Origin of the sequence: Paenibacillus terrigena DSM 21567, assembly GCF_000374845.1 — a bacterium.
Taxonomy (GTDB): domain Bacteria; phylum Bacillota; class Bacilli; order Paenibacillales; family Paenibacillaceae; genus Paenibacillus_K; species Paenibacillus_K terrigena.
The window spans coordinates 201791-225137 of record NZ_KB895418.1; the positions used below are offsets into that span (position 1 = coordinate 201791).

General features: G+C 44.5%; 23 protein-coding genes. All 23 read left to right on the forward strand.

Features of this window, described 5'->3' with window-relative positions; genetic code table 11:
• The first annotated feature begins 2 nt into the window (after positions 1-2).
• The 23 genes from yfmH (at position 3) to C558_RS0119270 (ending at position 23271) form a co-directional block, all read left to right on the forward strand.
• Complete coding sequence (gene yfmH, locus C558_RS0119160; protein ID WP_018757909.1) at positions 3-1292, forward strand: EF-P 5-aminopentanol modification-associated protein YfmH; 1290 nt, start codon at positions 3-5, stop codon at positions 1290-1292.
• Between the two features lie 32 nt (positions 1293-1324).
• Positions 1325-2071 carry an elongation factor P 5-aminopentanone reductase gene (gene ymfI, locus C558_RS0119165; RefSeq protein WP_018757910.1) on the forward strand — a complete coding sequence of 249 codons (747 nt, stop codon included), beginning with the start codon at positions 1325-1327 and terminating at the stop codon, positions 2069-2071.
• A gap of 70 nt (positions 2072-2141) precedes the next feature.
• Positions 2142-2390: a DUF3243 domain-containing protein gene (locus tag C558_RS0119170; protein WP_018757911.1), complete on the forward strand. Its 249-nt coding sequence runs from the start codon at positions 2142-2144 to the stop codon at positions 2388-2390.
• A 210-nt stretch (positions 2391-2600) separates the two neighbouring features.
• Positions 2601-3365, forward strand: a complete 765-nt coding sequence (locus C558_RS0119175; RefSeq protein ID WP_026264013.1) for a DUF3388 domain-containing protein — start codon at positions 2601-2603, stop codon at positions 3363-3365.
• A 67-nt stretch (positions 3366-3432) separates the two neighbouring features.
• Positions 3433-4359 (forward strand): helix-turn-helix domain-containing protein, encoded by a 927-nt coding sequence (locus C558_RS0119180; RefSeq protein ID WP_018757913.1) that lies wholly within the window; start codon positions 3433-3435, stop codon positions 4357-4359.
• Between the two features lie 29 nt (positions 4360-4388).
• A complete protein-coding gene (locus tag C558_RS0119185; protein ID WP_018757914.1) occupies positions 4389-4880 on the forward strand; it encodes a YajQ family cyclic di-GMP-binding protein in 492 nt (163 codons plus the stop codon).
• A 137-nt stretch (positions 4881-5017) separates the two neighbouring features.
• Entirely contained in the window at positions 5018-6346 is a 1329-nt protein-coding gene (gene rimO, locus C558_RS0119190; protein WP_018757915.1) for a 30S ribosomal protein S12 methylthiotransferase RimO, read from the forward strand.
• The gene (gene pgsA, locus C558_RS0119195) at positions 6343-6933 is read left to right on the forward strand and encodes a CDP-diacylglycerol--glycerol-3-phosphate 3-phosphatidyltransferase (RefSeq protein ID WP_018757916.1); all 591 of its coding nucleotides are present in this window, start codon (positions 6343-6345) and stop codon (positions 6931-6933) included. The genes rimO and pgsA overlap by 4 nt, the downstream gene beginning before the upstream one ends.
• A 58-nt stretch (positions 6934-6991) precedes the next feature.
• Positions 6992-8239, forward strand: coding sequence for a competence/damage-inducible protein A (locus tag C558_RS0119200; protein ID WP_018757917.1), 1248 nt, complete (start codon positions 6992-6994; stop codon positions 8237-8239).
• Between the two features lie 247 nt (positions 8240-8486).
• Positions 8487-9530, forward strand: a complete 1044-nt coding sequence (gene recA / locus C558_RS0119205; RefSeq protein WP_018757918.1) for a recombinase RecA — start codon at positions 8487-8489, stop codon at positions 9528-9530.
• Between the two features lie 91 nt (positions 9531-9621).
• Positions 9622-10365, forward strand: coding sequence for a regulatory protein RecX (locus C558_RS0119210; protein ID WP_018757919.1), 744 nt, complete (start codon positions 9622-9624; stop codon positions 10363-10365).
• Positions 10366-10730: 365 nt separating this feature from the next.
• On the forward strand, positions 10731-12272 hold the full coding sequence (gene rny / locus C558_RS0119215) for a ribonuclease Y (protein ID WP_018757920.1): 1542 nt from the start codon (positions 10731-10733) through the stop codon (positions 12270-12272).
• An 80-nt stretch (positions 12273-12352) separates the two neighbouring features.
• Positions 12353-13144 (forward strand): TIGR00282 family metallophosphoesterase, encoded by a 792-nt coding sequence (locus tag C558_RS0119220; RefSeq protein ID WP_026264014.1) that lies wholly within the window; start codon positions 12353-12355, stop codon positions 13142-13144.
• 117 nt (positions 13145-13261) lie between these two features.
• On the forward strand, positions 13262-13522 hold the full coding sequence (locus tag C558_RS0119225; protein ID WP_006286829.1) for a stage V sporulation protein S: 261 nt from the start codon (positions 13262-13264) through the stop codon (positions 13520-13522).
• A gap of 107 nt (positions 13523-13629) precedes the next feature.
• The gene (locus C558_RS0119230; RefSeq protein ID WP_018757922.1) at positions 13630-14574 is read left to right on the forward strand and encodes a dipeptidase; all 945 of its coding nucleotides are present in this window, start codon (positions 13630-13632) and stop codon (positions 14572-14574) included.
• Between the two features lie 207 nt (positions 14575-14781).
• Positions 14782-16515: a 2-oxoacid:acceptor oxidoreductase subunit alpha gene (locus C558_RS0119235; RefSeq protein WP_018757923.1), complete on the forward strand. Its 1734-nt coding sequence runs from the start codon at positions 14782-14784 to the stop codon at positions 16513-16515.
• Between the two features lie 2 nt (positions 16516-16517).
• Complete coding sequence (locus C558_RS0119240; protein WP_018757924.1) at positions 16518-17384, forward strand: 2-oxoacid:ferredoxin oxidoreductase subunit beta; 867 nt, start codon at positions 16518-16520, stop codon at positions 17382-17384.
• Positions 17385-17506: 122 nt separating this feature from the next.
• Positions 17507-18079, forward strand: a complete 573-nt coding sequence (gene pduL, locus C558_RS0119245) for a phosphate propanoyltransferase (protein WP_018757925.1) — start codon at positions 17507-17509, stop codon at positions 18077-18079.
• A 256-nt stretch (positions 18080-18335) separates the two neighbouring features.
• Positions 18336-18938 carry an undecaprenyl-diphosphatase gene (locus C558_RS0119250; RefSeq protein WP_018757926.1) on the forward strand — a complete coding sequence of 201 codons (603 nt, stop codon included), beginning with the start codon at positions 18336-18338 and terminating at the stop codon, positions 18936-18938.
• A gap of 27 nt (positions 18939-18965) precedes the next feature.
• On the forward strand, positions 18966-19643 hold the full coding sequence (locus C558_RS0119255) for a response regulator transcription factor (protein WP_018757927.1): 678 nt from the start codon (positions 18966-18968) through the stop codon (positions 19641-19643).
• On the forward strand, positions 19640-21055 hold the full coding sequence (locus C558_RS0119260) for a HAMP domain-containing sensor histidine kinase (RefSeq protein WP_018757928.1): 1416 nt from the start codon (positions 19640-19642) through the stop codon (positions 21053-21055). The genes C558_RS0119255 and C558_RS0119260 overlap by 4 nt, the downstream gene beginning before the upstream one ends.
• Before the next feature lie 154 nt (positions 21056-21209).
• Positions 21210-22766: a tRNA (N6-isopentenyl adenosine(37)-C2)-methylthiotransferase MiaB gene (gene miaB / locus C558_RS0119265; RefSeq protein WP_018757929.1), complete on the forward strand. Its 1557-nt coding sequence runs from the start codon at positions 21210-21212 to the stop codon at positions 22764-22766.
• Between the two features lie 46 nt (positions 22767-22812).
• Positions 22813-23271, forward strand: a complete 459-nt coding sequence (locus C558_RS0119270; protein WP_018757930.1) for a YlbF/YmcA family competence regulator — start codon at positions 22813-22815, stop codon at positions 23269-23271.
• The last annotated feature ends 76 nt before the right edge of the window (positions 23272-23347 follow it).

Consider the following 23347-nt stretch of genomic DNA (forward strand, 5'->3'; position numbering starts at 1 on the left):
CGATGCAAACGATTCAACACCCAGAACTTCAAGAAACATTGTACTATGAGAAAATGCCGAACGGTCTCGACGTCTATGTTCTGCCTAAGGGAGGATTTCAGAAGACGTATGCCACCTTTTCGACACGTTATGGTTCCATCGATAATCACTTCCGAGTTGTTGGTGGAGAAGATCACCAAGTCCCGGATGGCGTGGCTCATTTTTTAGAACACAAAATGTTCGAAGAGCCGACAGGGGATATTTTCGCGACGTTTGCCACCCAAGGGGCTTCAGCTAATGCCTTTACGAGTTTCGATCGTACCGTATATCTTTTCTCCGCGACAGAGCAGATTGAGGCGAATATTGAGACCCTCGTGAACTTCGTGCAGAATCCTTATTTTACAGATGAGAATGTTGAGAAGGAAAAAGGGATTATCGGGCAAGAAATTAAAATGTATCAGGATAACCCGGATTGGCGTGTGTACTTTGGTGTGATTGAGGCGATGTATGGCGTCCATCCTGTCCATATTGATATTGCAGGCACCGTTGAATCCATTAGCACGATTACCAAAGAAACGTTGTATACCTGCTACAACACCTTCTACCATCCATCAAATATGCTGCTATTCGTCGTTGGTGGTGTAGATGCTGAGAAAGTGATGTCCCTGATTCGTGAGAATCAAGCCAAGAAGAACTATGGTGAGCAGGGGGAGATCAATCGATTGTTCGCGGATGAGCCTACAGCGGTTTATCAACAGCGTAAGACCTCTCAATTGCCGGTATCACTGCCGAAGTGCCTTTTTGGGCTGAAGGAGAAGAAGATTCTTGAATTAGGTGAAGAGCAATTGCGTCGCGACCTAATTACGAAATTAATGTTAGATATTATGCTCGGCTCCAGTACACCGTTGTATCAGAAACTCTATGACGATGATCTGATCTCAGACGGATTTGGTTTTGAGTTCAATACAGGGAAAAATTATGCCTTCTCGATTATTGGAGGGGATACGCGGGATCCTGATCAGTTAATTGAGCGTATTCGAACCGCAGTGGAAGAAATGAAGAAGACGGGATTTGATGAGGCTCACTTCGAGCGGGCGCGCAAGAAGAAAGTCGGCAATTACTTAAGAATGCTGAATTCGCCCGAATCGATCGCTAATGAGTTTACGAATTATAAGTTCCGCGAGAGTGATTTATTCGCTGTTCTGCCAGTGTATGAATCCATTACTCTCGATGAGGTGAATGCAAGACTTCGGGAACATTTTGATTGGGAACAGCTTGCGATTTCGATTGTTGAGAGTCCGGCGCAGGCTTAAGCTTAAATTTGGGATGAGAGTGAGAATTAGGAATGAAATCATTAGGGGAAACGAACGTACTCATTACCGGGGGAAGCCGCGGGATTGGCGCAGCGATAGCGGAGCGATTTGCGTCAGTGGGAATGAATGTCGTTATTCATTACTTACAGGCGCATGAGCAAGCAAATGAAGTCGCAAGGAACTGTATGAAGTATGGCGTAAAAGTCTTGACTGTGACGGCAGATTTGCGTTCCAAAGAGCAGCTTCAGCGTATGATTGAGAAGTTGGATAGTCACGGTCTGATGCCGGATATTCTCGTTAACAATGCGGGCATTGCGCATTATGGATTATTGTCTGATGTGACAGAAGAGCAGTGGGATGAGATGATGTCCATTAATCTTAAAGGGATGTTCCTCTGCACACAGCTCTGTATGCCACATATGATCGCGCAAAAATATGGGCGAATTATCAATGTATCCTCCATCTGGGGGTTGTCTGGAGCTTCATGTGAAGTGGTCTATTCCACGACCAAAGGTGGCATGAACGCTTTTACCAAAGCGCTCGCCAAAGAACTTGCACCGTCCGGAGTTACCGTTAACGCGGTTGCGCCAGGAGCCATTGATACGATGATGCTGAACAATCTGGACGATGAAGAGAAGTTGATGCTGGAAGACGAGATTCCGGTCGGTCGGCTAGGACAGCCGGAAGAAATCGCATCGCTTGTTTACTTTCTAGCATTGCCGGAGTCAAGTTATATCACCGGGCAAGTCATCAGTCCAAATGGCGGATGGCATACGTAAATCAAGGAATATTTATCAGTCGAATTGCGCACATTAACATCTGTATTATGATGAATAAGGAGTGAAACAGATGTCAGTGCTCGGCAATTACGATAATTGGAAAAAATTCCTTGGAGATCGCGTTTCTCAAGCGAAGGCTGTCGGATTAGGTGAAGACACGATTGCGAAGCTCGCTTATGAAATCGGTGATTTCCTGGATGAGAAAGTGGATCCGAAGAATGGTCCGGAACGCGCTTTGAAAGAATTATGGGCTGTTGGATCTGATGATGATCGTAAAACTATCGCACGTCTAATGGTGAAACTTGTCGAAAAAGGTTAATAGCGGATATAGGCCAAAAGTAAGAAAGTCCCCACTCGTGGGGACTTTCTTATAATGTTTTGGTGGGTTGCGCTTGCCTTTCCATCTGATTTTATATATGATTAAATTTGATTGTGAAAAATCGCGGTAATCATACAAAATTTGATAATTACTAACATTTTGACGATCCAATAATCTATGATATGACTTAGTATGGGGAGTGTGTCGGGCGTGGAATACCAACAATGGTACATGGAGTACAAAATACATAAAAATAGGCCTGGCCTCCTAGGAGATATCGCGTCATTACTCGGTATGCTCGAGGTCAATATATTAACGATTAATGGTGTGGAAGGAAAAACTCGCGGGATGCTCCTTCAGACCAATGATAACGAGAAAATTAACTTAATGGGCCAAATGCTCAAAAAAGTTGACAATATCACCGTCACAGCACTTCGTACACCGAAGTTGGTTGATATTCTTGCTGTTCGTCATGGCAGGTATATTGAAAGAGATTCGGATGATCATAAGACGTTCCGTTTCACTCGGGACGAGCTCGGTTTATTGGTAGATTTCCTAGGTGAGATCTTTAAACGAGAAGGGCACCAAGTTATTGGATTGCGGGGTATGCCTCGCGTGGGGAAGACAGAATCCATTATTGCAGGCAGCGTATGTGCGATGAAGCATTGGACTTTCGTATCGTCTACGTTGCTCCGTCAGACCGTCCGCAGTCAATTATCCGAGGAAGAAATGAACCCGAACAATGTATTCATTATCGATGGGATTGTGAGTACGATTCGCTCGAATGAGAAGCATTACCATTTACTTGAGAACATTATGAAGATGCCTAGCACCAAAGTCATCGAACATCCTGATATATTCATGCGTGAGACATCGTACGGTCCGCAAGATTTCGACTATATTATTGAACTGCGGAATACACCGGAAGAAGAAATTACGTATGAGACATTTACAGTCAATTATAATGATTTTTAATTACTTATAGACTAAAGCATTCATCCATACATGATGATAATAACATTTCAATTGCGGAGGTGAGGATGTGTCGAATTTAGGAGACCTATTAAGAAACGCACGACTCGAGAAAGGGATGTCGCTAGATGATATTCAAGAGTTGACCAAAATTCGGAAGCGTTACTTAGAGGCCATTGAAGACGGTGATTACAAAGTATTGCCAGGCAGCTTTTATGTCCGTGCTTTTGTCAAAACATATGCCGAAACCCTTGGCCTCGATTCTGATGAGATAGTCCAATTATACAAAAGTGATATCCCAGAGCCTGTATCTGAGTCGGCATCTGTGGAGCCTATTATACAGAAGCGTCGTCGTTCAGAGCGTCAGCGTCAAGATCGCGCTGGCAAATGGATTTCAGCGGTGCTCATGTGGTTGTTCTTAATTTTAATCGCTGTGGTCATTTATTTCTTCTATATCCACAAGGCGAGCCCGAATACAGATAAAGTAGATACCGGCACGCAGATCACAAATGAGAAGAAACCACCAACCAAAGAAGAGAACAAGGGAACCGGAACTGAGACAAACCCTCAGACAACAACGCCGGAGACGACACCTGATGTTACCCCAGAGGTACCTGAGAACGTCGCACCGACAATCGTGCCTAGCGGCAAAATTGGGAAAGCGAACCGGATTAAAGTTCAGACGACATCGACTGAGCCGATTAAAGTCGAGATTACAGCGTCCGGTGCGAATAGCTGGTTGAACGTGTACAAAAAAGTATACAAAGGCGAGGAGTTATTCAACGCTAATCTGTTGGATGGCACAACACAAACCTTCGAGCTTGGTGAAGGCTTGTATATTCGTCTGGGCAATGCGAACCACATGGAGATTAAAGTCGGTGGTGTACCGATTGACGACGGAAATGTTGCTAGAGCAGAACGTTTTGTATTACAGCCGGAAGTGAAAGCGCCGGATACGACAACAACAACGGATACATCTACGACAACCGGTGAATAGGTAGCGGATGACTTAAAGGGAGTGATTCGATGAGTTCTGAGAATTCATTTGATATTGTATCGAAGTTCGATATGCAAGAAATGAGCAATGCGTTGAATCAAGCCGAGAAGGAAATTGCAACGCGGTTTGATTTCAAAGGCAGCAAGAGCAGCCTGAAGCTCGAGAAAGAAGAGCTTGTCATCATTTCCGATGATGACTTTAAGCTTGAGAATGTTATCGACATTCTGAAGTCGAAAATGACAAAGCGCGGGCTAGCACTAAAAAACCTTGAATACGGCAAGATTGAGCCAGCTTCTGCAGGCACAGTCAAACAGAAAATTAAGTTGAAATCAGGAATTGATCAAGATAATGCGAAGAAAATTAATATCTTAATCCGAGATTCCAAACTGAAAGTGAAGAGTCAAATTCAAGGAGATCAAGTTCGAGTTACAGGCAAGAACAAGGATGATCTGCAAGCGGTTATGCAAATGTTGCGTAAGGCCGATCTGCCGATTGATTTGCAATTCACAAACTTCAAATAATTGTAAATGAACAACCTCGATCATGGGATACGTCCCGTGCCGAGGTTGTTACAATTTTGACACCGAATTGGGGTTGTATTATACTAAGTTAGATATAAACAGACTTATTGCGCATAGGTATGGGGGATGCATAACAAATGACTGAGAAGATTAAGATCGTAACCCTAGGCTGTGAGAAGAATCTCGTGGATTCCGAGATTATGTCAGGTCTTATTCATGAACGGGGCTATTCGTTGGTCGAAGATAAAGAGGATGCGACCGTTATTATTGTCAATACATGCGGGTTTATTGATGCAGCCAAGGAAGAATCGGTGAATACGATTTTGGATTTGGCAGAGCTCAAGGAGACGGCGAATTTGAAGGCGCTCATCGTATCGGGCTGCCTAACACAACGATACAAAGAACAATTAATGGATGAAATGCCTGAGATTGACGGGATCGTAGGAACCGGAGATTTTGATAAAATCAATGATATTGTGGATGAGGCGCTTCGTGGAAGTAAGCCAATTCTTGTCGGAAATCCGGTGTTCAACTATGAGCAGAAGCTCCCGCGCAAAGTATCGACACCTCGGTTTACAACATATGTGAAAATCGCGGAAGGATGCGACAATGCTTGTACTTTCTGCAGTATTCCAATCATGCGCGGTAAATTCCGCAGTCGTTCGATGGAATCGATTATTGCTGAAGTGGAAGAGCTAGCAGCACAAGGCGTCAAAGAAGTCAGCTTGATTGCGCAAGACTCGACAAACTATGGAACGGATTTGTATGATCAATTTATGCTACCAACTTTGATGAACCGGATTAGTGAAGTACCGGGGATTGAGTGGGTTCGACTACACTATGCTTATCCAGGCTTCTTCACGGATGAGCTCATTGATGCGATTGCAGACAACCCTAAAATTTGCAAATATATAGATATGCCATTGCAGCATAGTGAAGACGCTGTGCTCAAGCGGATGCGCAGACCAGGAAGACAGCGTGATACGAGAGAATTGGTCGCGAAGATTCGTGCACGCATTCCAAATGTATCGCTTCGTACATCGTTGATCGTTGGTTTCCCGGGGGAAACGGATCAAGATTTCGAGAATCTATGTGAGTTTGTTAAAGATATTAAATTCGATCGCCTAGGTGTATTCACGTATTCGAGTGAAGAAGGGACACCAGCGACTCGCCTACCGGATCATCTCGATGAAGAGGTGAAGGAGTTCCGTGCGAATACGCTGATGGAGATCCAACGTCAAATTTCGAATGAAGTCAGCGGTAAGCATATAGGCCAAGTTCTTGATGTCCTTGTAGAACGCTACGAAGGCCGTAATGATGTCTATGTAGGCCGTTCACAATACGATGCACCAGAAATCGACGGTGAAGTGTTCATTACAGATTGTAAAGTCGGCATAGGTGAAATCGCCAAAGTTCGTATTACACATGCTTTTGAGTTTGACTTGTCTGGGGAGGGTGTCTCTTGAATCTCGCCAATCGTATTACCTTAATTCGTATTTTTCTCGTACCGATCATGATGTTTTTCTTGCTGGTGAAGACGGATTATTTCCCGGCTATTCATGTCGAGAGTTTTCAGATTACCTATAACCAGATCATCGCTGCCTTGATTTTCATTATTGCGGCGAGTACAGACGGTCTGGACGGCTATATTGCCCGCAGCAGGAAGATGGTTACAAACTTAGGCAAACTTCTTGATCCGCTAGCGGACAAGTTGCTCGTTGCTGCCGTTCTTATCTCTCTTGTTGATATGGGAAAATGCGATGCATGGATTGCGATTGTCATCATTAGCCGGGAATTCGCTGTAACAGGCCTACGCCAGATTGCGCTCCTTGAGGGGGCGGTCGTTGCTGCGAGTAAATGGGGGAAAATTAAGACCGCAGCGCAGATTACTGCGATCATTTTGATGCTGCTTAACAATTTTCCATTTGAGTTCATCGGTTTCCGATTTGATGAGGTTATGCTATGGGTTGCAGCGCTTGTAACGGTGTACTCGGGTGTTGATTATTTTGTGAAAAATAAAAATGTACTTCATTTTACAGATAAAAAACAATAGGCGACGCCTATTGTTTTTTGCTCATTATATAAGCATAGGCTTGAAGGGGGAACGATTTATGAAAGCAGAAATTATTGCCGTTGGTACTGAATTGCTGTTAGGTCAAATTGTGAATACGAATGCACAGTATCTATCACAGGAATTGGCGGCACTTGGGATTGATACATACTATCAGACGGTTGTTGGCGATAACCTTGGGCGATTGCAGCGTGCGATTGAAATTGCGCGTGAACGAGCAGATCTCGTGTTATTCACTGGAGGAATTGGTCCTACCCAGGATGATTTGACGAAGGATGCCCTTGCGGGTCTTCTTGGTCGAACATTATCTATCCATCAGCCTTCTATGGATGCGATAGAGCAGTTCTTTAGCAGTCGAGGCGCTCACATGGTGGAGAGCAATCGGAGACAGGCCCTTACCATTGAAGGGAGCACACCTCTTGCCAATGCAACGGGTCTTGCGGTCGGGAATGCGCTGAAGCATGACGGTACGTTCTACATTCTTCTTCCTGGTCCGCCGAAGGAAATGAAGCCGATGTTCGAGCATGAGGCGAAACGCTGGCTGATTGAGTACACTTTAACGAGTGAACAGCCGCTATATTCCCGTATGCTGAAATTCGCCGGAATTGGCGAATCATCGCTGGAAGCACAATTGCTCGATTTGATCGAAAGGCAACAGGATACGACGATTGCGCCTTATGCGAAAGAAGGCGAAGTGACGATCCGTGTATCCACCAAAGCCGCATCTGCTGACGAGGCGAATGCGAAGCTGCAGGAAGTGGAGTCTGAGATCCAAAACCGGCTGTCCGATCATCTCTATGCTACCGAGGATGTGCCAATTGAGAAGATCATTGTCGAGCGTATGCAAACCTTGGGGCTTACACTCGGCGCAGCTGAGAGCTGCACGGGTGGTCTGTTATCAGAGATGATTACCGCGATTCCAGGGAGCTCGCAGATGTTCAACGGGGGTGTCGTCTGTTACTCCAATGCACTGAAGCAGCAGTTGTTGAACGTGCCGGTGACATTGCTGGAAGGCCCCGATGCGCCGGGGGCAGTTAGCAGTGAAGTTGCAGAGATGCTAGCGGATCAAGTCCGTCAATTGACGAATTCTGATTTTGGTATCGGAATTACGGGTGTAGCGGGACCAGGAATGTCAGAGCGGAAGCCTGCAGGACTTGTCTATGTCGCCATAGCACAGAAGGGCAAGCCAACAGAGGTTATGAAGTTACAGCTCCATGGCGGCCGGGAGATTATTCGTCTGCGTTCTGTGAAGACCGTGTTGTACCATTTATGGCGAAGATTCAGGTAGGTCATGATGAAACAAATGGAATATTCCTGTGGAAGTTCTTGATATTTACATGTACACCTTGTATAATAAGAACAATGTTAACGGAAGAACCGTAGCGAAGTGTAACTTTGCTGCGGTTTTTCGCGCTATTTTCCGAATCGCCCACCCCTGCGTGACGAAAAAAACGAATGTATGTTCGAAAAAATGCTTGGCAAAGGAACAAAAACAAGTTATCATGATACTATAAATGAAAAAGGAAGTGAGTTCATTGTCAGATCGTCGCGCTGCGTTAGAAATGGCTTTACGGAATATTGAGAAACAATTTGGTAAAGGTTCGATCATGAAACTCGGTGAATCCACACACATGCAAGTGGAGGTTGTACCGAGCGGATCTTTAGCATTAGATATTGCACTTGGAATCGGTGGGTTTCCACGCGGAAGAGTTATTGAAGTTTATGGACCGGAATCATCAGGTAAGACGACGGTCGCATTGCACGCCATTGCTGAAGCTCAGAAGCAAGGTGGACAAGCTGCCTTTATCGATGCCGAGCATGCTCTTGATCCGTTGTATGCGAGCAAGCTAGGTGTTAATATTGATGAATTGCTCTTGTCTCAGCCGGATACAGGGGAGCAAGCGCTTGAAATCGCAGAAGCCCTCGTACGAAGTGGTGCAGTCGATATTATCGTTATTGACTCCGTCGCTGCACTTGTACCGAAAGCAGAGATCGAAGGCGATATGGGTGACTCACACGTCGGTCTACAAGCACGTTTGATGTCCCAAGCACTTCGTAAATTGTCTGGTGCGATCAGCAAATCGAAGACGATTGCGATCTTCATCAACCAGCTGCGTGAGAAAGTTGGCGTAATGTTCGGTAATCCAGAGACAACACCGGGTGGACGTGCTTTGAAGTTCTACTCCACGGTTCGTCTGGATGTAAGACGTGTCGAGACAATTAAGCAAGGCAATGACATGGTCGGTAACCGTACACGGATTAAGGTCGTGAAGAATAAAGTCGCACCTCCGTTCAAACAAGCGGATATCGATATTATGTATGGCGAAGGAATTTCTCGTGAAGGAAGTATTATCGATATTGGAACGGAACTAGATATCGTGAATAAAAGCGGTGCATGGTACTCCTATGAGAATGAGCGTTTAGGTCAAGGTCGTGAGAATGCGAAGCAATATCTCAAGGAGAATGTTGAGATTTCCAAAGTGATTGAGAATAAGATCCGTGAAGCAAGTCAGCTCTCGACTACGGTTCCGATTACATCGAATGATGAAGAGGAAGAGGAAGATTTCGAGCTAGAATAAGTATTTGCCCCCTTCGTGAAGGGGGCATCTTTTATAGAAAGCGATAAATGAACAATCCAAGTGATTTAGTGAGGAAGGGAGGAGATGAAACATGCTCAACGGTAAAGAAAAAGCGGAGCAGGAACAGAAGTGGTCGCCAGCATCTGGTGTTGAGCTAATAATAACGGCTGTAGAGCTCGTGCCCAGGCAGAAGCGTCGATATCAAATTTTTGTGAATGAGGAACAAGCTTTCACGGTCCATGAAGATGTTATGGTGAAGTATCGACTGCTCAAAGGTTCAACCATCGATCATGAAGAACTCCTTCCTATCATGGTGGCAGACGAGCTACAGCAAGCCTATGTGCAGTCCATTCGATATTTAGGACGCAAACCACGTACAAGCCATGAAATACAGCAGCAGTTAACACAGAAGGGTTTTGATGCGGAGTTGATCGAACGGGTCATTCTGCGTCTCATGGACGAGCGCTTAATTGATGATAATCTTTATGCGAAGCAATGGACGGATCAGCGGGTTCGCAATCATAAGAAAGGAAGACTTATGATTAAGCATGAGCTGCAGCAGAAGGGAATCGATAAATCCGATATTGCACAAGCTATGGAGGAACTGAACACCGAGGATGAGCAAGAGAGCGCCTATCGCGTGGGACTTCGTAAATGGCAGAGTACAAAAGGGGAGCGCTATGAGCGCAAAAGAAAAGTTGTTGCATTTCTCATGCGTCGTGGATTCCCATCCCATGTGATAAGGAATGCTGTTCAGCGGATCATGGAGCAGCAAGAGGATGACGAGAGTAATGGCTATGATGAAGAAACTTTTGAGGAAGATTTTTATGATTAATGCGATTGAACTGGATGCAATTGTATGAATTTTGGTTGGAATATCGTGCTATTTTTATGATTTGCTCACATAAGTACAAGGATTCATGTCAATTGCTTGACAACTTCTTTTTACAAATACTAAAATGAAAATGTATTATACGAATTCTGAATCAATTTTTCCTTCCAAAAAGTTGATTCAAACTGATTAATTTCGCCAATCATTGACTCGCTTATCTTGTTCCTAGGGAAGAAGATAAGGTATGTGTAGCGTAAGAGGTTTACTCGCTATACAGTTGAAACCGATGAATATGTAAGTGAAACGGATTGAAAACCGAATAAGCCCAGGCATTGTCTTGGAGAAACAACGAGGAGGTGAAATAGATCATGAACCCTATTCTCGCAATCGTTCTCGTTGTAGCCGCTTTGGTCATTGGTTTTGGGGTTGGATATTTTATTCGGAAATCTCTTGCTGAAGCTAAAATTTCAAGCGCTGAACACGCTGCTGAGCAGATTATTGAGAATGCGAAGAAAGAAGCAGAAGCGCTTAAGAAAGAGACAGTGTTGGAAGCTAAAGACGAGGTCTTTAAAGTCCGCGCTGAAGCTGATAAAGACATTCGTGAACGCAGAAATGAAATTCAACGTCTAGAACGTCGAGTGCTGCAAAAAGAAGAGTCGCTGGATAAAAAATTAGAATCACTAGAACGCAAAGAAGAGCAAGTGGCAAGCAAAGAGAAACGAATCGATGAAACGCAAGAGCAGATTAATGTGATCTATAAAAATCAAATGGCTGAACTTGAGCGCATTTCCAACCTTACGATGGAAGATGCACGTCAAATCATCCTTACGAATGTTGAACAAGAAGTTCGCCATGAGTCAGCACAAATGATTAAAGAAATTGAGCAACAAGCCAAAGAGGAAGCAGATAAGAAGGCACGTGAGATTATTACCCTTGCGGTCCAACGTTGTGCAGCAGATCATGTTGCAGAGACGACGGTATCTGTTGTCACCTTGCCTAACGAAGAGATGAAAGGCCGTATTATCGGTCGTGAAGGCCGTAATATTCGTGCACTTGAGACGCTGACAGGTATCGACTTGATTATCGACGATACGCCAGAAGCAGTCATTCTGTCAGGATTCGATCCAATTCGCCGCGAGATCGCTCGTACATCGCTTGAGAAGCTGGTTGCCGATGGACGTATCCATCCAGCTCGCATCGAAGAGATGGTCGAGAAATCGCGTAAAGAAGTCGACGAGCGTATCCGTGAATACGGTGAGCAGGCGACATTCGAGGTTGGCGTACATGGATTGCATCCAGATCTGATTAAGATCCTAGGCCGTCTGAAATTCCGGACGAGCTATGGCCAGAATGTGCTCAAGCACTCGATGGAAGTGGCTTATCTCACGGGTTTGATGGCAGGAGAACTCGGCGAAGATATCACGTTGGCGAAACGTGCTGGATTGCTGCATGATATTGGTAAAGCGCTAGATCATGAAGTGGAAGGATCTCATGTTGAAATCGGCGTGGAGTTAGCGAAGAAATACAAAGAACATCCTGTGGTAATTAATAGTATCGCATCCCACCATGGCGATTGCGAAGCAACATCGGTTATCGCAATGTTAGTCGGTGCCGCAGATGCGTTGTCAGCTGCTCGTCCAGGTGCGCGTAGAGAGACGCTTGAGACCTACATCAAACGACTTGAGAAGCTCGAAGAGATTTCCGAATCGTTCGAAGGTGTTGAGAAGTCCTATGCGATCCAGGCAGGCCGTGAAGTCCGTGTCATGGTTGCACCGGATAAGATTGACGATACGGAAGCATTCCGCTTAGCACGTGATATTACGAAGACAATCGAGAGCGAACTCGATTATCCGGGACATATTAAAGTTACGGTTATTCGCGAGACACGCGCGGTTGAATACGCTAAATAATGACCATAATGAAAAGTGGCTGATTTACTTAGGCCACTTTTCGTTTTCTTTTATGGCTAGGTAATGAGGAGGAGAATGACATTAAAGTATTATTCATTGGAGACATCGTTGGGAATACAGGTAGAAAAGCATTAAAATATATGCTCCCGCAGCTGAAAGATAAATATAATCCACATATTATTATTGCCAATGGTGAGAATGCTGCTGGCGGTAAAGGCATTACAGGCGCAATCGCAAGAGAATTTTATGATATGGGCATTCATGGTCTTACGATGGGAAACCATACGTGGGATAACAAGGAAATTTTCGAATTTATAGATGATGATCAGCGTATCATTCGACCAGCTAATTATCCCGAAGGTACACCGGGCAGAGGCTGGATGACGGTGAAGGCGAACGGCAAAGAGCTAACCGTGATCAATATGCAGGGCAGAACCTTTTTGCCGCCGATTGATTGTCCTTTTAAGAAAGCCGATGAGATTCTAGATCAGGTGAAGAAGAAATCATGTGTCTTTTTTGATTTTCATGCCGAGACGACATCGGAGAAAATTGCAATGGGATGGTATCTTGATGGACGCGTGTCCGTCATGGTCGGGACACATACTCATGTACAGACAAATGATGATATGATTCTTCCTGAGGGAACGGCATACATTACTGATGTGGGCATGGTTGGGTCGAAGGAGGGTGTCCTCGGCGTGAATCGCGAGGCGGTGCTTCACAAGTTCAAAACACAGCTCCCTGTCCGATTTACTGTCGATGAAGGCAAATGGATGTTCCATGCGGTTTACGTTGAAATTGATGAATCTACGGGGCGTGCGACACGGATAGAGAAGATTCGCCGATACGAAGACGAGTGGGTTATGAACTAACGGCTAACCTCGCATGATTGAAGGAACTTCTTTGTGGAAAAAGGAGGAATTTATTCCGCATCTCACGAATATGAGTAATAGTGGAATCCATTCATCATTCCCGAGGAGGTACTTATCATGGAAGTATTAAAAGTTTCAGCAAAATCCAATCCAAACTCCGTAGCAGGTGCACTGGCAGGCGTCCTACGTGAGCGTGGAGCGGCCGAATTGCAAGCGATTGGTGCTGGTGCATTGAATCAAGCGATTAAAGCTGTAGCGATTGCCAGAGGATTTGTAGCGCCTAGCGGAGTGGACTTGATTTGTATTCCTGCATTTACCGACATTGTGATTGATGGTGAAGATCGGACGGCAATTAAGTTGATTGTCGAGCCAAGATAAATATAACATCATGAATGGAGCCTGTTTACGTCGTAGACAGGTTTTTTTGCGTTTATACCGCTTGCCAAGTTGTACACATGGAATAGAGTGAGAGGGGATGCGTCCTGATGAGAAGATACCAGATCGTGGATATGCATTGTGATGTCATTAGCAAGATGCTTCAGAACCCGGTCATTTCATTTACTGATGATGAGTCACTCGATGTGAGTCTCGAACGTCTCCAGCAGGGACAAGTCAAGGCGCAATGTTTTGCTATCTATTTGTCAGAACATCTCGGAAAACCTCGATTCGAGCATATTTTACATAGTATAGATGTGTTTCAGCGTCGCATCCTAAATCATCGCGAGATGAGATGGATTCGATGCCAGAATGATTGGAATCAACTGGAACAAACGGATCAAATAGGAGCATTGCTGTCATTAGAAGGCGTCGATGGATTGGAAGGCGATCTGACGTATGTAGATTTATGCTTCCAATTGGGTGTTCGCTTAGTGGGGTTTACATGGAATTACGCGAATTGGGCTGCTGATGGCATCTTGGAACCGCGTAATGGAGGCTTTACACTGAAGGGAAGGAAGCTAATTGAGCGCTGCGATGAGCTTGGCCTGATCATGGACGTATCTCATTTGTCGGAAGCTGGATTTTGGGAGCTGCATGCGCGCACCGCGAGTAAGTATATTGCCTCTCATTCCAATGCCAGAGCGGTATGCAGCCATCCGAGGAACCTGACAGACGAGCAGATAAAGTACATGGTCACAAGGGGAGGACGGATCGGGATGAATTTCTTTCCGCCATTTGTACAAGCAAATGCACCTGTAGCGATCCATGACCTCCTGAAGCATATTGAACATATCTGCAGTTTAGGAGGAAGTAAGACGATTATGCTCGGATCAGACTTCGACGGCATCGATCGATTTATTACCAATTTAGAACATTCAGGAAAATATGAAAATCTGCGGAATGCCTTGCTGCAGCGCTATCCAGAGGATTTAGTAAATGGATTCCTCTATAAAAACGCTTCCATTTTTCTGAGTGGTGCTTTGCCAAAGTGAAAGAAAGACTGATTCTATCATCTATTATTGATATGATTTCAATCGAAAAGTGCTATCTAAGTTTCCGCCGAAAACGCTTGCTTTTTACTAGTTCTAGCCATAAAATTTAGTTGACTCATTGAAAAGAAAAAATTTTCTATGTCACATTTTAGGGAATTTTGGCACTTATCATTCTAACGCGAGTCACAACTAAAGGAGTGGGCGAGCTTGATTAGTCAATTGTCTTGGAAAATCGGGGGACAACAAGGGGAAGGCGTAGAGAGTACAGACCGTATTTTCTCCACAGCATTAAATCGACTAGGATATTACTTATATGGATACCGTCATTTTTCTTCCCGGATTAAAGGTGGACACACGAACAATAAGATTAGAATCAGTACGAAACCGATTCGTGCAATTTCGGATGATCTGGATATACTCGTTGCTTTTGACCAAGAAAGTATTGACTTAAATGCACATGAATTGAGACCTGGCGGCGTCGTTGTTGCAGATGCGAAATTCAATCCAACGCTTCCTGAAGGTATTAACGCAAAATTATTCCCAGTACCGATCACTGCGATTGCAGATGAACTAGGTACATCCCTAATGAAGAATATGGTTGCTTCTGGTGCGTCCTGGGCATTGCTCGGACTTCCGTTAGAAGTATTTAATAAAGCAGTAGAAGAAGAGTTCGGCCGTAAAGGTGCTGCAGTGGTCGAGAAGAACGTCGAAGCGGTACGTCGTGGATCTGAGTTCGTATTAGAGCTTGCAGGTGGCCCGCTTGAAGAGTTCAAGCTTCAACCAGCTGACGGCGAACAGAAACTGTTCATGATCGGTAACGATGCGATGGCACTCGGTGCCCTAGCAGCAGGATGCCGCTTCATGCCAGCCTACCCAATCACACCAGCTTCCGAAGTGATGGAATATCTCATTAAGAAGCTTCCAAAATTCGGCGGTACGGTGATTCAGACAGAAGATGAGATCGCAGCGATTACGATGGCGATTGGCGCTAACTTCGCAGGAGCGCGTTCGATGACTGCATCTGCAGGTCCTGGACTTTCCTTGATGATGGAAGCGATTGGCCTTGCAGGAATGACGGAGACGCCTGTCGTTATCATCGATACACAACGTGGAGGTCCAAGTACAGGTCTTCCGACGAAGCAAGAGCAAAGTGATATTAATGCGATGATCTATGGTACACACGGTGAAATTCCAAAGATCGTTCTTGCTCCAAGCTCCATCGAAGAGTGTTTCTACGATATGATCGAAGCATTCAACTTGGCTGAGAAATACCAATGCCCAGTTATCGTAATAACAGACTTGCAGCTCTCACTAGGTAAACAGTCCTGTGATGAGCTTGACTATAACAAAATTGTGATTGACCGGGGTAACTTGGTTCGAAATGCACCTGAACTTGAACCGAATCAATTGTTCAAACGTTATGAGTTCACAGAAGACGGTATTTCACCTCGTATCTTGCCAGGTGAGAAATACGGTATTCACCACGTAACAGGCGTAGAACATGATGAGACAGGACGCCCATCAGAGAGTGCAGTTAATCGTAAGAAGATGATGGATAAGCGTCTTGGTAAAATGGACAATATTAAAGTGACGAACCCAATTCATGTGGATGCACCACACGAAGAGCCAGACTTGCTGATCGTAAGTATGAGCTCAACGGGCGGCACAGTAGATGAAGCAAGAGTAAGACTGGAAGAGCAAGGTCTGACAACGAACCATATTACTGTTCGCTTGTTATACCCATTCCCTACAGAACAATTCGCTCCGTATGCTGAGAAGGCGAAGAAAATCATCGTTCTAGAGAATAATGCTACAGCACAACTTGCTTCGCAAATTAAATTGAATGTTGGTCATGCGGACAAAATCGAAAGTGTCTTGAAATACGATGGTAATCCATTCCTGCCTTCGATTGTCTACAATGCATGTAAGGAGTTGGTGTAACGATGGCAACTTTTAAAGAGTTTCGAAACAGTGTTAAACCGAACTGGTGCCCAGGTTGCGGCGATTTCTCAATCCAAGCGGCTATTCAAAGAGCAGCAGCGAATGTCGGTCTTGAACCAGAGAACTTAGCGGTTGTCTCCGGTATCGGATGTTCCGGACGGATTTCAGGATATATTAACGCTTATGGACTTCACGGGATCCATGGTCGTGCGCTTCCAATTGCGCAAGGCGTGAAGATGGCAAATCGTGAACTTACCGTTATTGCTTCCGGCGGTGATGGTGACGGATTTGCGATTGGTATGGGTCACACGGTTCACGCGATTCGTCGTAACATTAACATCACTTACATCGTTATGGATAATCAAATCTATGGTTTGACGAAAGGTCAGACTTCTCCAAGAAGTGCGGAAGGGTTCAAGACGAAGAGTACACCGGATGGTTCGATCGAATCTACCTTGTCACCGCTTGAAATTGCTCTCTCTGCTGGAGCTACATTCGTCGCTCAATCGTTCTCTAGCGATTTGAAGCAATTGACGACATTGATCGAAGAAGGAATGAAGCATGAAGGCTTCTCGTTAATTAACGTATTCAGCCCATGCGTAACCTTCAATAAAATCAATACGTATGACTGGTTCAAAGAGAATATCGTCAACCTTGAGAGCATTCCGGAGTATGATCCTTCGAACCGTATCCAAGCGATGACGAAATTGATGGAGACTGGCGGTATGTTAACCGGATTGATCTATCAAGACAAATCAAGAAAATCTTACGAAGACATGGTTGTTGGATTCCATCAAGAAGGTATTTCGAACCAAGATATCCAAATTTCGGAAGCGGATTTCAGCAAACTTGTGGCAGAATTCAAATAATTCTATGAAAGACGTACGGATTGTGCCGTACGTCTTTTGATTTTTTGAGACAAGGGTGTATAATGGGTATGCTTCTGAAATAGGGTAACAACTTAGAGAGAAAACTAAAGAGGTGGAAAAACATGAAAAAAGAAGTGCCAGTCGGTGTATCAGCACGTCATATTCACTTATCCCAAGAGCATATCGAGCAATTGTTCGGTAAGGGCTATCAATTAACAGAATTCAAACCATTATCTCAACCAGGTCAGTTCGCAGCGAACGAGACGGTTGAAGTCGTTGGTCCGAAAGGCGCCTTCGGCAAGGTCCGTATTCTAGGTCCTGCACGGAAAGCAACACAATTAGAAATTTCTCGTACAGATGCCTTCGCTATTGGTATTAAAGCGCCTGTACGTGAGTCTGGTGACACAGAAGGAACGCCAGGTATGGTTATTAAAGGACCAGCTGGTGAAGTTGAGACAAGCGACGGTGTCATCGTTGCAGCGCGTCACATCCATTTCCATACATCGGATGCTGAGAAATGGGGCATTCAAGATAAGCAGCAGTTAAAAGTTCGTCTTGGTGGAGAACGTGGTCTTGTTCTTGAACATGTCATTGCACGTGTATCGGATCAATTCGCATTAGACATGCACATTGATACGGATGAAGCGAATGCAGCTGGTGCCAAAACAGGTGATACTGCAGAAATTATTGATTAATATAGATGACCAGTATGAAGAGAGTGCGAAGGCACTCTCTTTTTTACCACATAAGAAAGTATAAGTTTTCACAAATGTAGCGAAAACTTCTTTCTGATTGGCGATAAAAACAACCGTTGAACGCGGTCGCACTTCTTCGAGAATACTTCGATAGAAGTTTTTCTCATGTATAGATAAACTGGATAATTATTTATGCTTTCTCATCTCATTTTCATCTTTCTCTTTTACAATAGCTTAACAGAAAGGGTGGAATGAAATGATTGCAAATATTGATTATCAAGTGTTTCAATGGTTAAATGATTTTGCAGGGAAAGAAACTTTTCTAAATGTGGTGATGCGATTTTTTGCCGAGCGTGCAGAATATATCATGATTATAGGCATTATTCTGTATTGGTTCACACGAACCAATACCAATCGAATGATGGCCATTCAATCATTGATCGCAACGGCTGTTGGATTCGGGACTAGCGCGCTAATCGCAAATTTCTTTTATCGGGATCGTCCGTTTGTTGCGCATGCAGTCAATCAATTGATTCCTCATGCGGTGAATGCATCGTTTCCAAGTGATCATGCGACGGCTGCTTTTGCCATTGCGATGACCTTCTATATTGTTCGCAGGAGAGAAGGGAAAGTGTGGCTTCTGTTCGCAGCGTTAATCGCGATTTCCCGCGTATGGACAGGTGTACATTATCCGACAGATATTCTTGCGGGTGCATGTCTAGGGATGGTAACGGCGTGGGGCGTACATAAGGTATGCCATAACTGGAAATTCGCCAATCAACAATTACAAGCGTGCATCAGGCTGTATGAGAAAATGGAGAATAAGATCCTCCCGAAGAAGCATAGTCGGGAAATGTAATAAACACAGCAGAGAGGAATGGGGTCGATGAGAAAGGTACTCGTGGTCGAAGATGAACGTCATTTGGCGCGATTTATCGAGTTGGAGCTCAAGCATGAGTCCTTCGACGTCCATATTAGTTACGATGGTAGAACGGGGTTAGAGCAAGCGTTGAGCAAGGACTGGGACGTCATATTACTCGATGTGATGCTCCCAGGACTGAATGGTATGGAGGTATGCCGTCAAATACGGCAGGTGAAATCAACGCCGATCATTATGATTACTGCAAGGGATGGTATTACGGATCGGGTAAGTGGTCTGGATCTCGGTGCGGATGATTATATTCCTAAGCCATTCGCGATTGAAGAATTGTTAGCAAGGATTCGTTCTCTTATACGACGTGTTGAAGATCTTAGAGGGACGTCAAGTACCGTTCTAACATTCCATAACCTCAAGGTGGATCTGGATGCGCATGAGGTTCAGATTGAAGGACAACAGCTTGAACTTACCAAGAGAGAATACGATTTGCTCGTGATTTTTATGCAGAATATTAATCGCGTTCTGACGCGAGAAGTGTTGCTCGATTCGGTATGGGGATACGACTCGGAAGTGGAGACTAACGTTGTTGATGTCTATGTGCGATATTTGCGTATAAAATTAAAAAGTATGGGTGAAGAGAATATTATTCATACGGTCAGAGGAACAGGATATGTGATGCGCTCATGAGTGAATGGAGACAGTGGAGACAGTATCTCTCTAAATTACCTCTACGATGGAAACTAACTGTATGGTCAGCCGGTGTGCTGTTTATTTTGTTCATCATTTACGCTGCGGTTCATTATTTTGTGATGAATCAATGGCTTGTACGCCAGTCAGAGCAGAGTATCCGTAAAGATATGAGTCAGCTCCGGATGTATTTGGAGGAGAAGCGGGTATCGACGCCAGCAGATTTTCTGGCCAGCCGCCGGTTTATGGAGAAATTAAGCGAGACAGATCAGCTGATTCGTATCGTGAATGAACAGGGAAAATCAATTGTCGTCGTATCCGATGGCGTGAATGAGAATTGGATCATTCCGCAGATGGTTGATGCTCCGGAGCTCAAATATGTCACCCAGGGCGATGATCATTTCATCATCTTTCGCAGTCCGATTATTACGAGTCAGTTCCGAGGAACGATAGAAATCATCAACAGTCTAGAAGCATTCGATGCGCTAGGCAGGCAAATCCTGATTACTACATTGATCGGCGTTATTGTCGCCATATTAATGAGCATTTTAGGCGGATGGATCCTCTCGCGTCAATTATTAAAGCCCGTACAATCCATGGCGAAGACGATGCGCAGAATTAAACGGAATGGCATGCAGGAACGGGTTGCGACGACGGAGTCGAAGGATGAAATATCGGATTTGTCTATGGTGTTTAATGCGATGATGGATGATCTAGAAGCTTCCTTCCTGCAGCAAAAACAGTTTGTTGAGGACGCATCCCATGAACTGAAGACGCCAATCGCAATCCTTGAAGGGCATCTATCCCTCTTAAATCGATGGGGGAAGGAAGATCCCGAAATATTGAATGAATCTCTACATGTGTCTCTGCAAGAGGTGGTGCGTCTGAAAGGGATCGTGCAGGAATTGATCGATTTAACACGAGCCGATGCTGTGAAGGATCAAGCGGCGGATCCGATTGAAATCATGGAGCTCATTCAGAACGTTGCCAATCGAGTCTCCGTTATTCATCATGAGTTTCGATTCGTTCAGGATCTTAGCAGTTTGCACCATATTGAGATTAAGATCGCTCCATTTCATTTTGAACAGATTTTGCTAATATTGTTGGATAATGCGATGAAATATTCAGAGCGGATCAAGGAAATACACATTATTGGACAAGTCCAATACAACCGGGTAAAGATTCAAGTAATAGACCAAGGGATTGGGATCCCGGAAGAGGATATTCCGCATGTCTTCGACCGCTTCTATCGCGTGGATAAAGCAAGATCGAGAGAGAGCGGCGGCGTAGGTCTCGGACTATCGATTGCTAGACGCCTCGTTAATGCATATCATGGTGAAATTACAATAGAGCCAGGGATAGAGCGGGGCGTATGTGTGACTGTGCAATTTCCGATCGTGATGAATAGTTAGGGAGGATTCCTCTCTTGAAAATAGCATTAAGATAAACCCAATCACCTGTTTCGGTTGCGATGCAGGTGATTTTTCTATACTTGCATGATATAATTAAAAATTGGATTTATGAGATGACAATGATGATTTCAGTATAGAGGGAAGTGGATCGAATTTGACTGAGCAGAATAACAAATCCAAAGACTATGCGAAATATTTTGACTTTACGACAGCCAAAGTGGTTAAACAAGAAGAGGGTAAAACCACGTACCGCATCAACGGACGTGAAATATCGATTAATTCTGCACCGAATCATAGTGAAGAGAAACGAAGAGGTAAAGAAGATATTCAAGTTCACTATGATACGGGAATTCCAGATGAACTGAAGGACCTCGGTAAAGGCAAACATTATATTATCTATACATTCGGCTGCCAAATGAATGAACATGATACCGAGACGATGAAAGGTATGCTCGAAGAAATGGGCTACCAGAGTACAGAAGATCGTAAGCTCGCGGATGTTATTCTACTGAATACGTGTGCGATTCGCGAAAATGCAGAAGATAAAGTATTCGGAGAATTAGGTCATCTGAAGCACTTGAAGACGGAGAAACCGGGATTATTACTTGGTGTATGCGGTTGCATGTCGCAAGAAGAATCGGTCGTACATCGGATTATGTCGAAGCACGGCTTCGTCGATATGATCTTCGGAACCCATAACATACATCGCTTGCCTTACCTAATCCAAGATGCATTATTTAGCAAGGAAATGGTCGTCGAGGTATGGTCCAAGGAAGGCGACATAATCGAGAACTTACCGAAGAAGCGGGAAGGAATGCGTGCATGGGTTAACATCATGTATGGCTGTGACAAGTTCTGTACATATTGTATCGTGCCCTTCACTCGCGGAAAAGAACGCAGTCGCATGCCTGAGGATGTCATCGCGGAGGTACGGGATCTTGCAAGACAGGGTTTTAAAGAGATTACCCTTCTTGGACAGAATGTTAACGCGTATGGCAAAGATTTTACAGATATCCAATATACCTTTGCGAACTTGATGGATGATATGAACAAAATTGATATTCCTCGCATTCGATTCATGACATCCCATCCGCGCGATTTTGACGACCATCTGATTGAAGTATTAGCGAAGCGTGGCAACTTGGTTGAGCATATTCACCTTCCGGTGCAATCCGGCAGCACCCAAATGCTCAAGATCATGAGCCGCAAGTATACGAGAGAGCAATACTTGGAGTTGGTTCGTAAGATCAAACAAGCGATACCGGATGTGGTTCTTACCACAGATATCATCGTTGGGTTCCCTGGTGAGACGGATGAGCAGTTCGAAGACACGCTTTCGCTTGTGAAGGAAGTTGGATATGATTCGGCCTATACCTTCATTTATTCTCCACGCGTAGGAACACCTGCAGCCTCGATGGAGGACAATGTGCCAATGGACGTGAAAAAGGAGCGCTTGCAGCGCTTAAATGACTCGATTAAGCAGTCTAGTCGTCAGATTCATGACCAAATGGTCGGGCAGGTTGTAGAAGTGTTAGTGGAGGGGGAGAGTAAGAACAACGCCAATATGTTATCGGGACGTACACGTACGAATAAATTGATTCATTTTGAAGGATCGAAAGACCTGATCGAGACCTTCGTACATGTAAAAGTTACCGATTCGTTCACATGGTTTATGAAAGGAGAACTTGTCACCGAGCAAGTCCCTATGTAAAATAGTCTCATGTCCAGATTTATTGGGAAAGAATGGAGAGATAACGATGAGCCATGATCATCACGATCATTCGCATGAAGAGAATCAGATTCCTAAATTTGAAGTACGAGATCTCATCGTACGTGACGATATTATGTCGAAGGCCAAGGAGCTTGCAGACTTGATCTACACCTCCGAAGAAGTGAAGATGTATCAACAAGCAGAAAAGACGATCAATACTAACGATCGAATCCAGCTGTTGATTGCTTCCATGAAGAAGAAGCAGAAAGAAATTGTCGCATTCGAGAAATTCCAGAATAATTCGATGGTCAGCAAGATCGAGAAGGAAATCGATGATCTTCAAGAAGAACTCGATAATATCCCAATCGTAGCAGAGTTCCAACAGAGCCAGAGCGATCTGAATTACTTGCTGCAAATGATTATGACCGCAATCCGTGATACCGTATCGGAGAAGCTGGTTGTTGAAGAAGGTAAAGACGTACCCGCATCCAAATGCGGTGATTAAACAAGAAGAGCTGCTTCCTACGCTACAAGCGTAAGTTGCAGCTCTTTTTTTAACCACATCAGAAAGTATAAGTTTT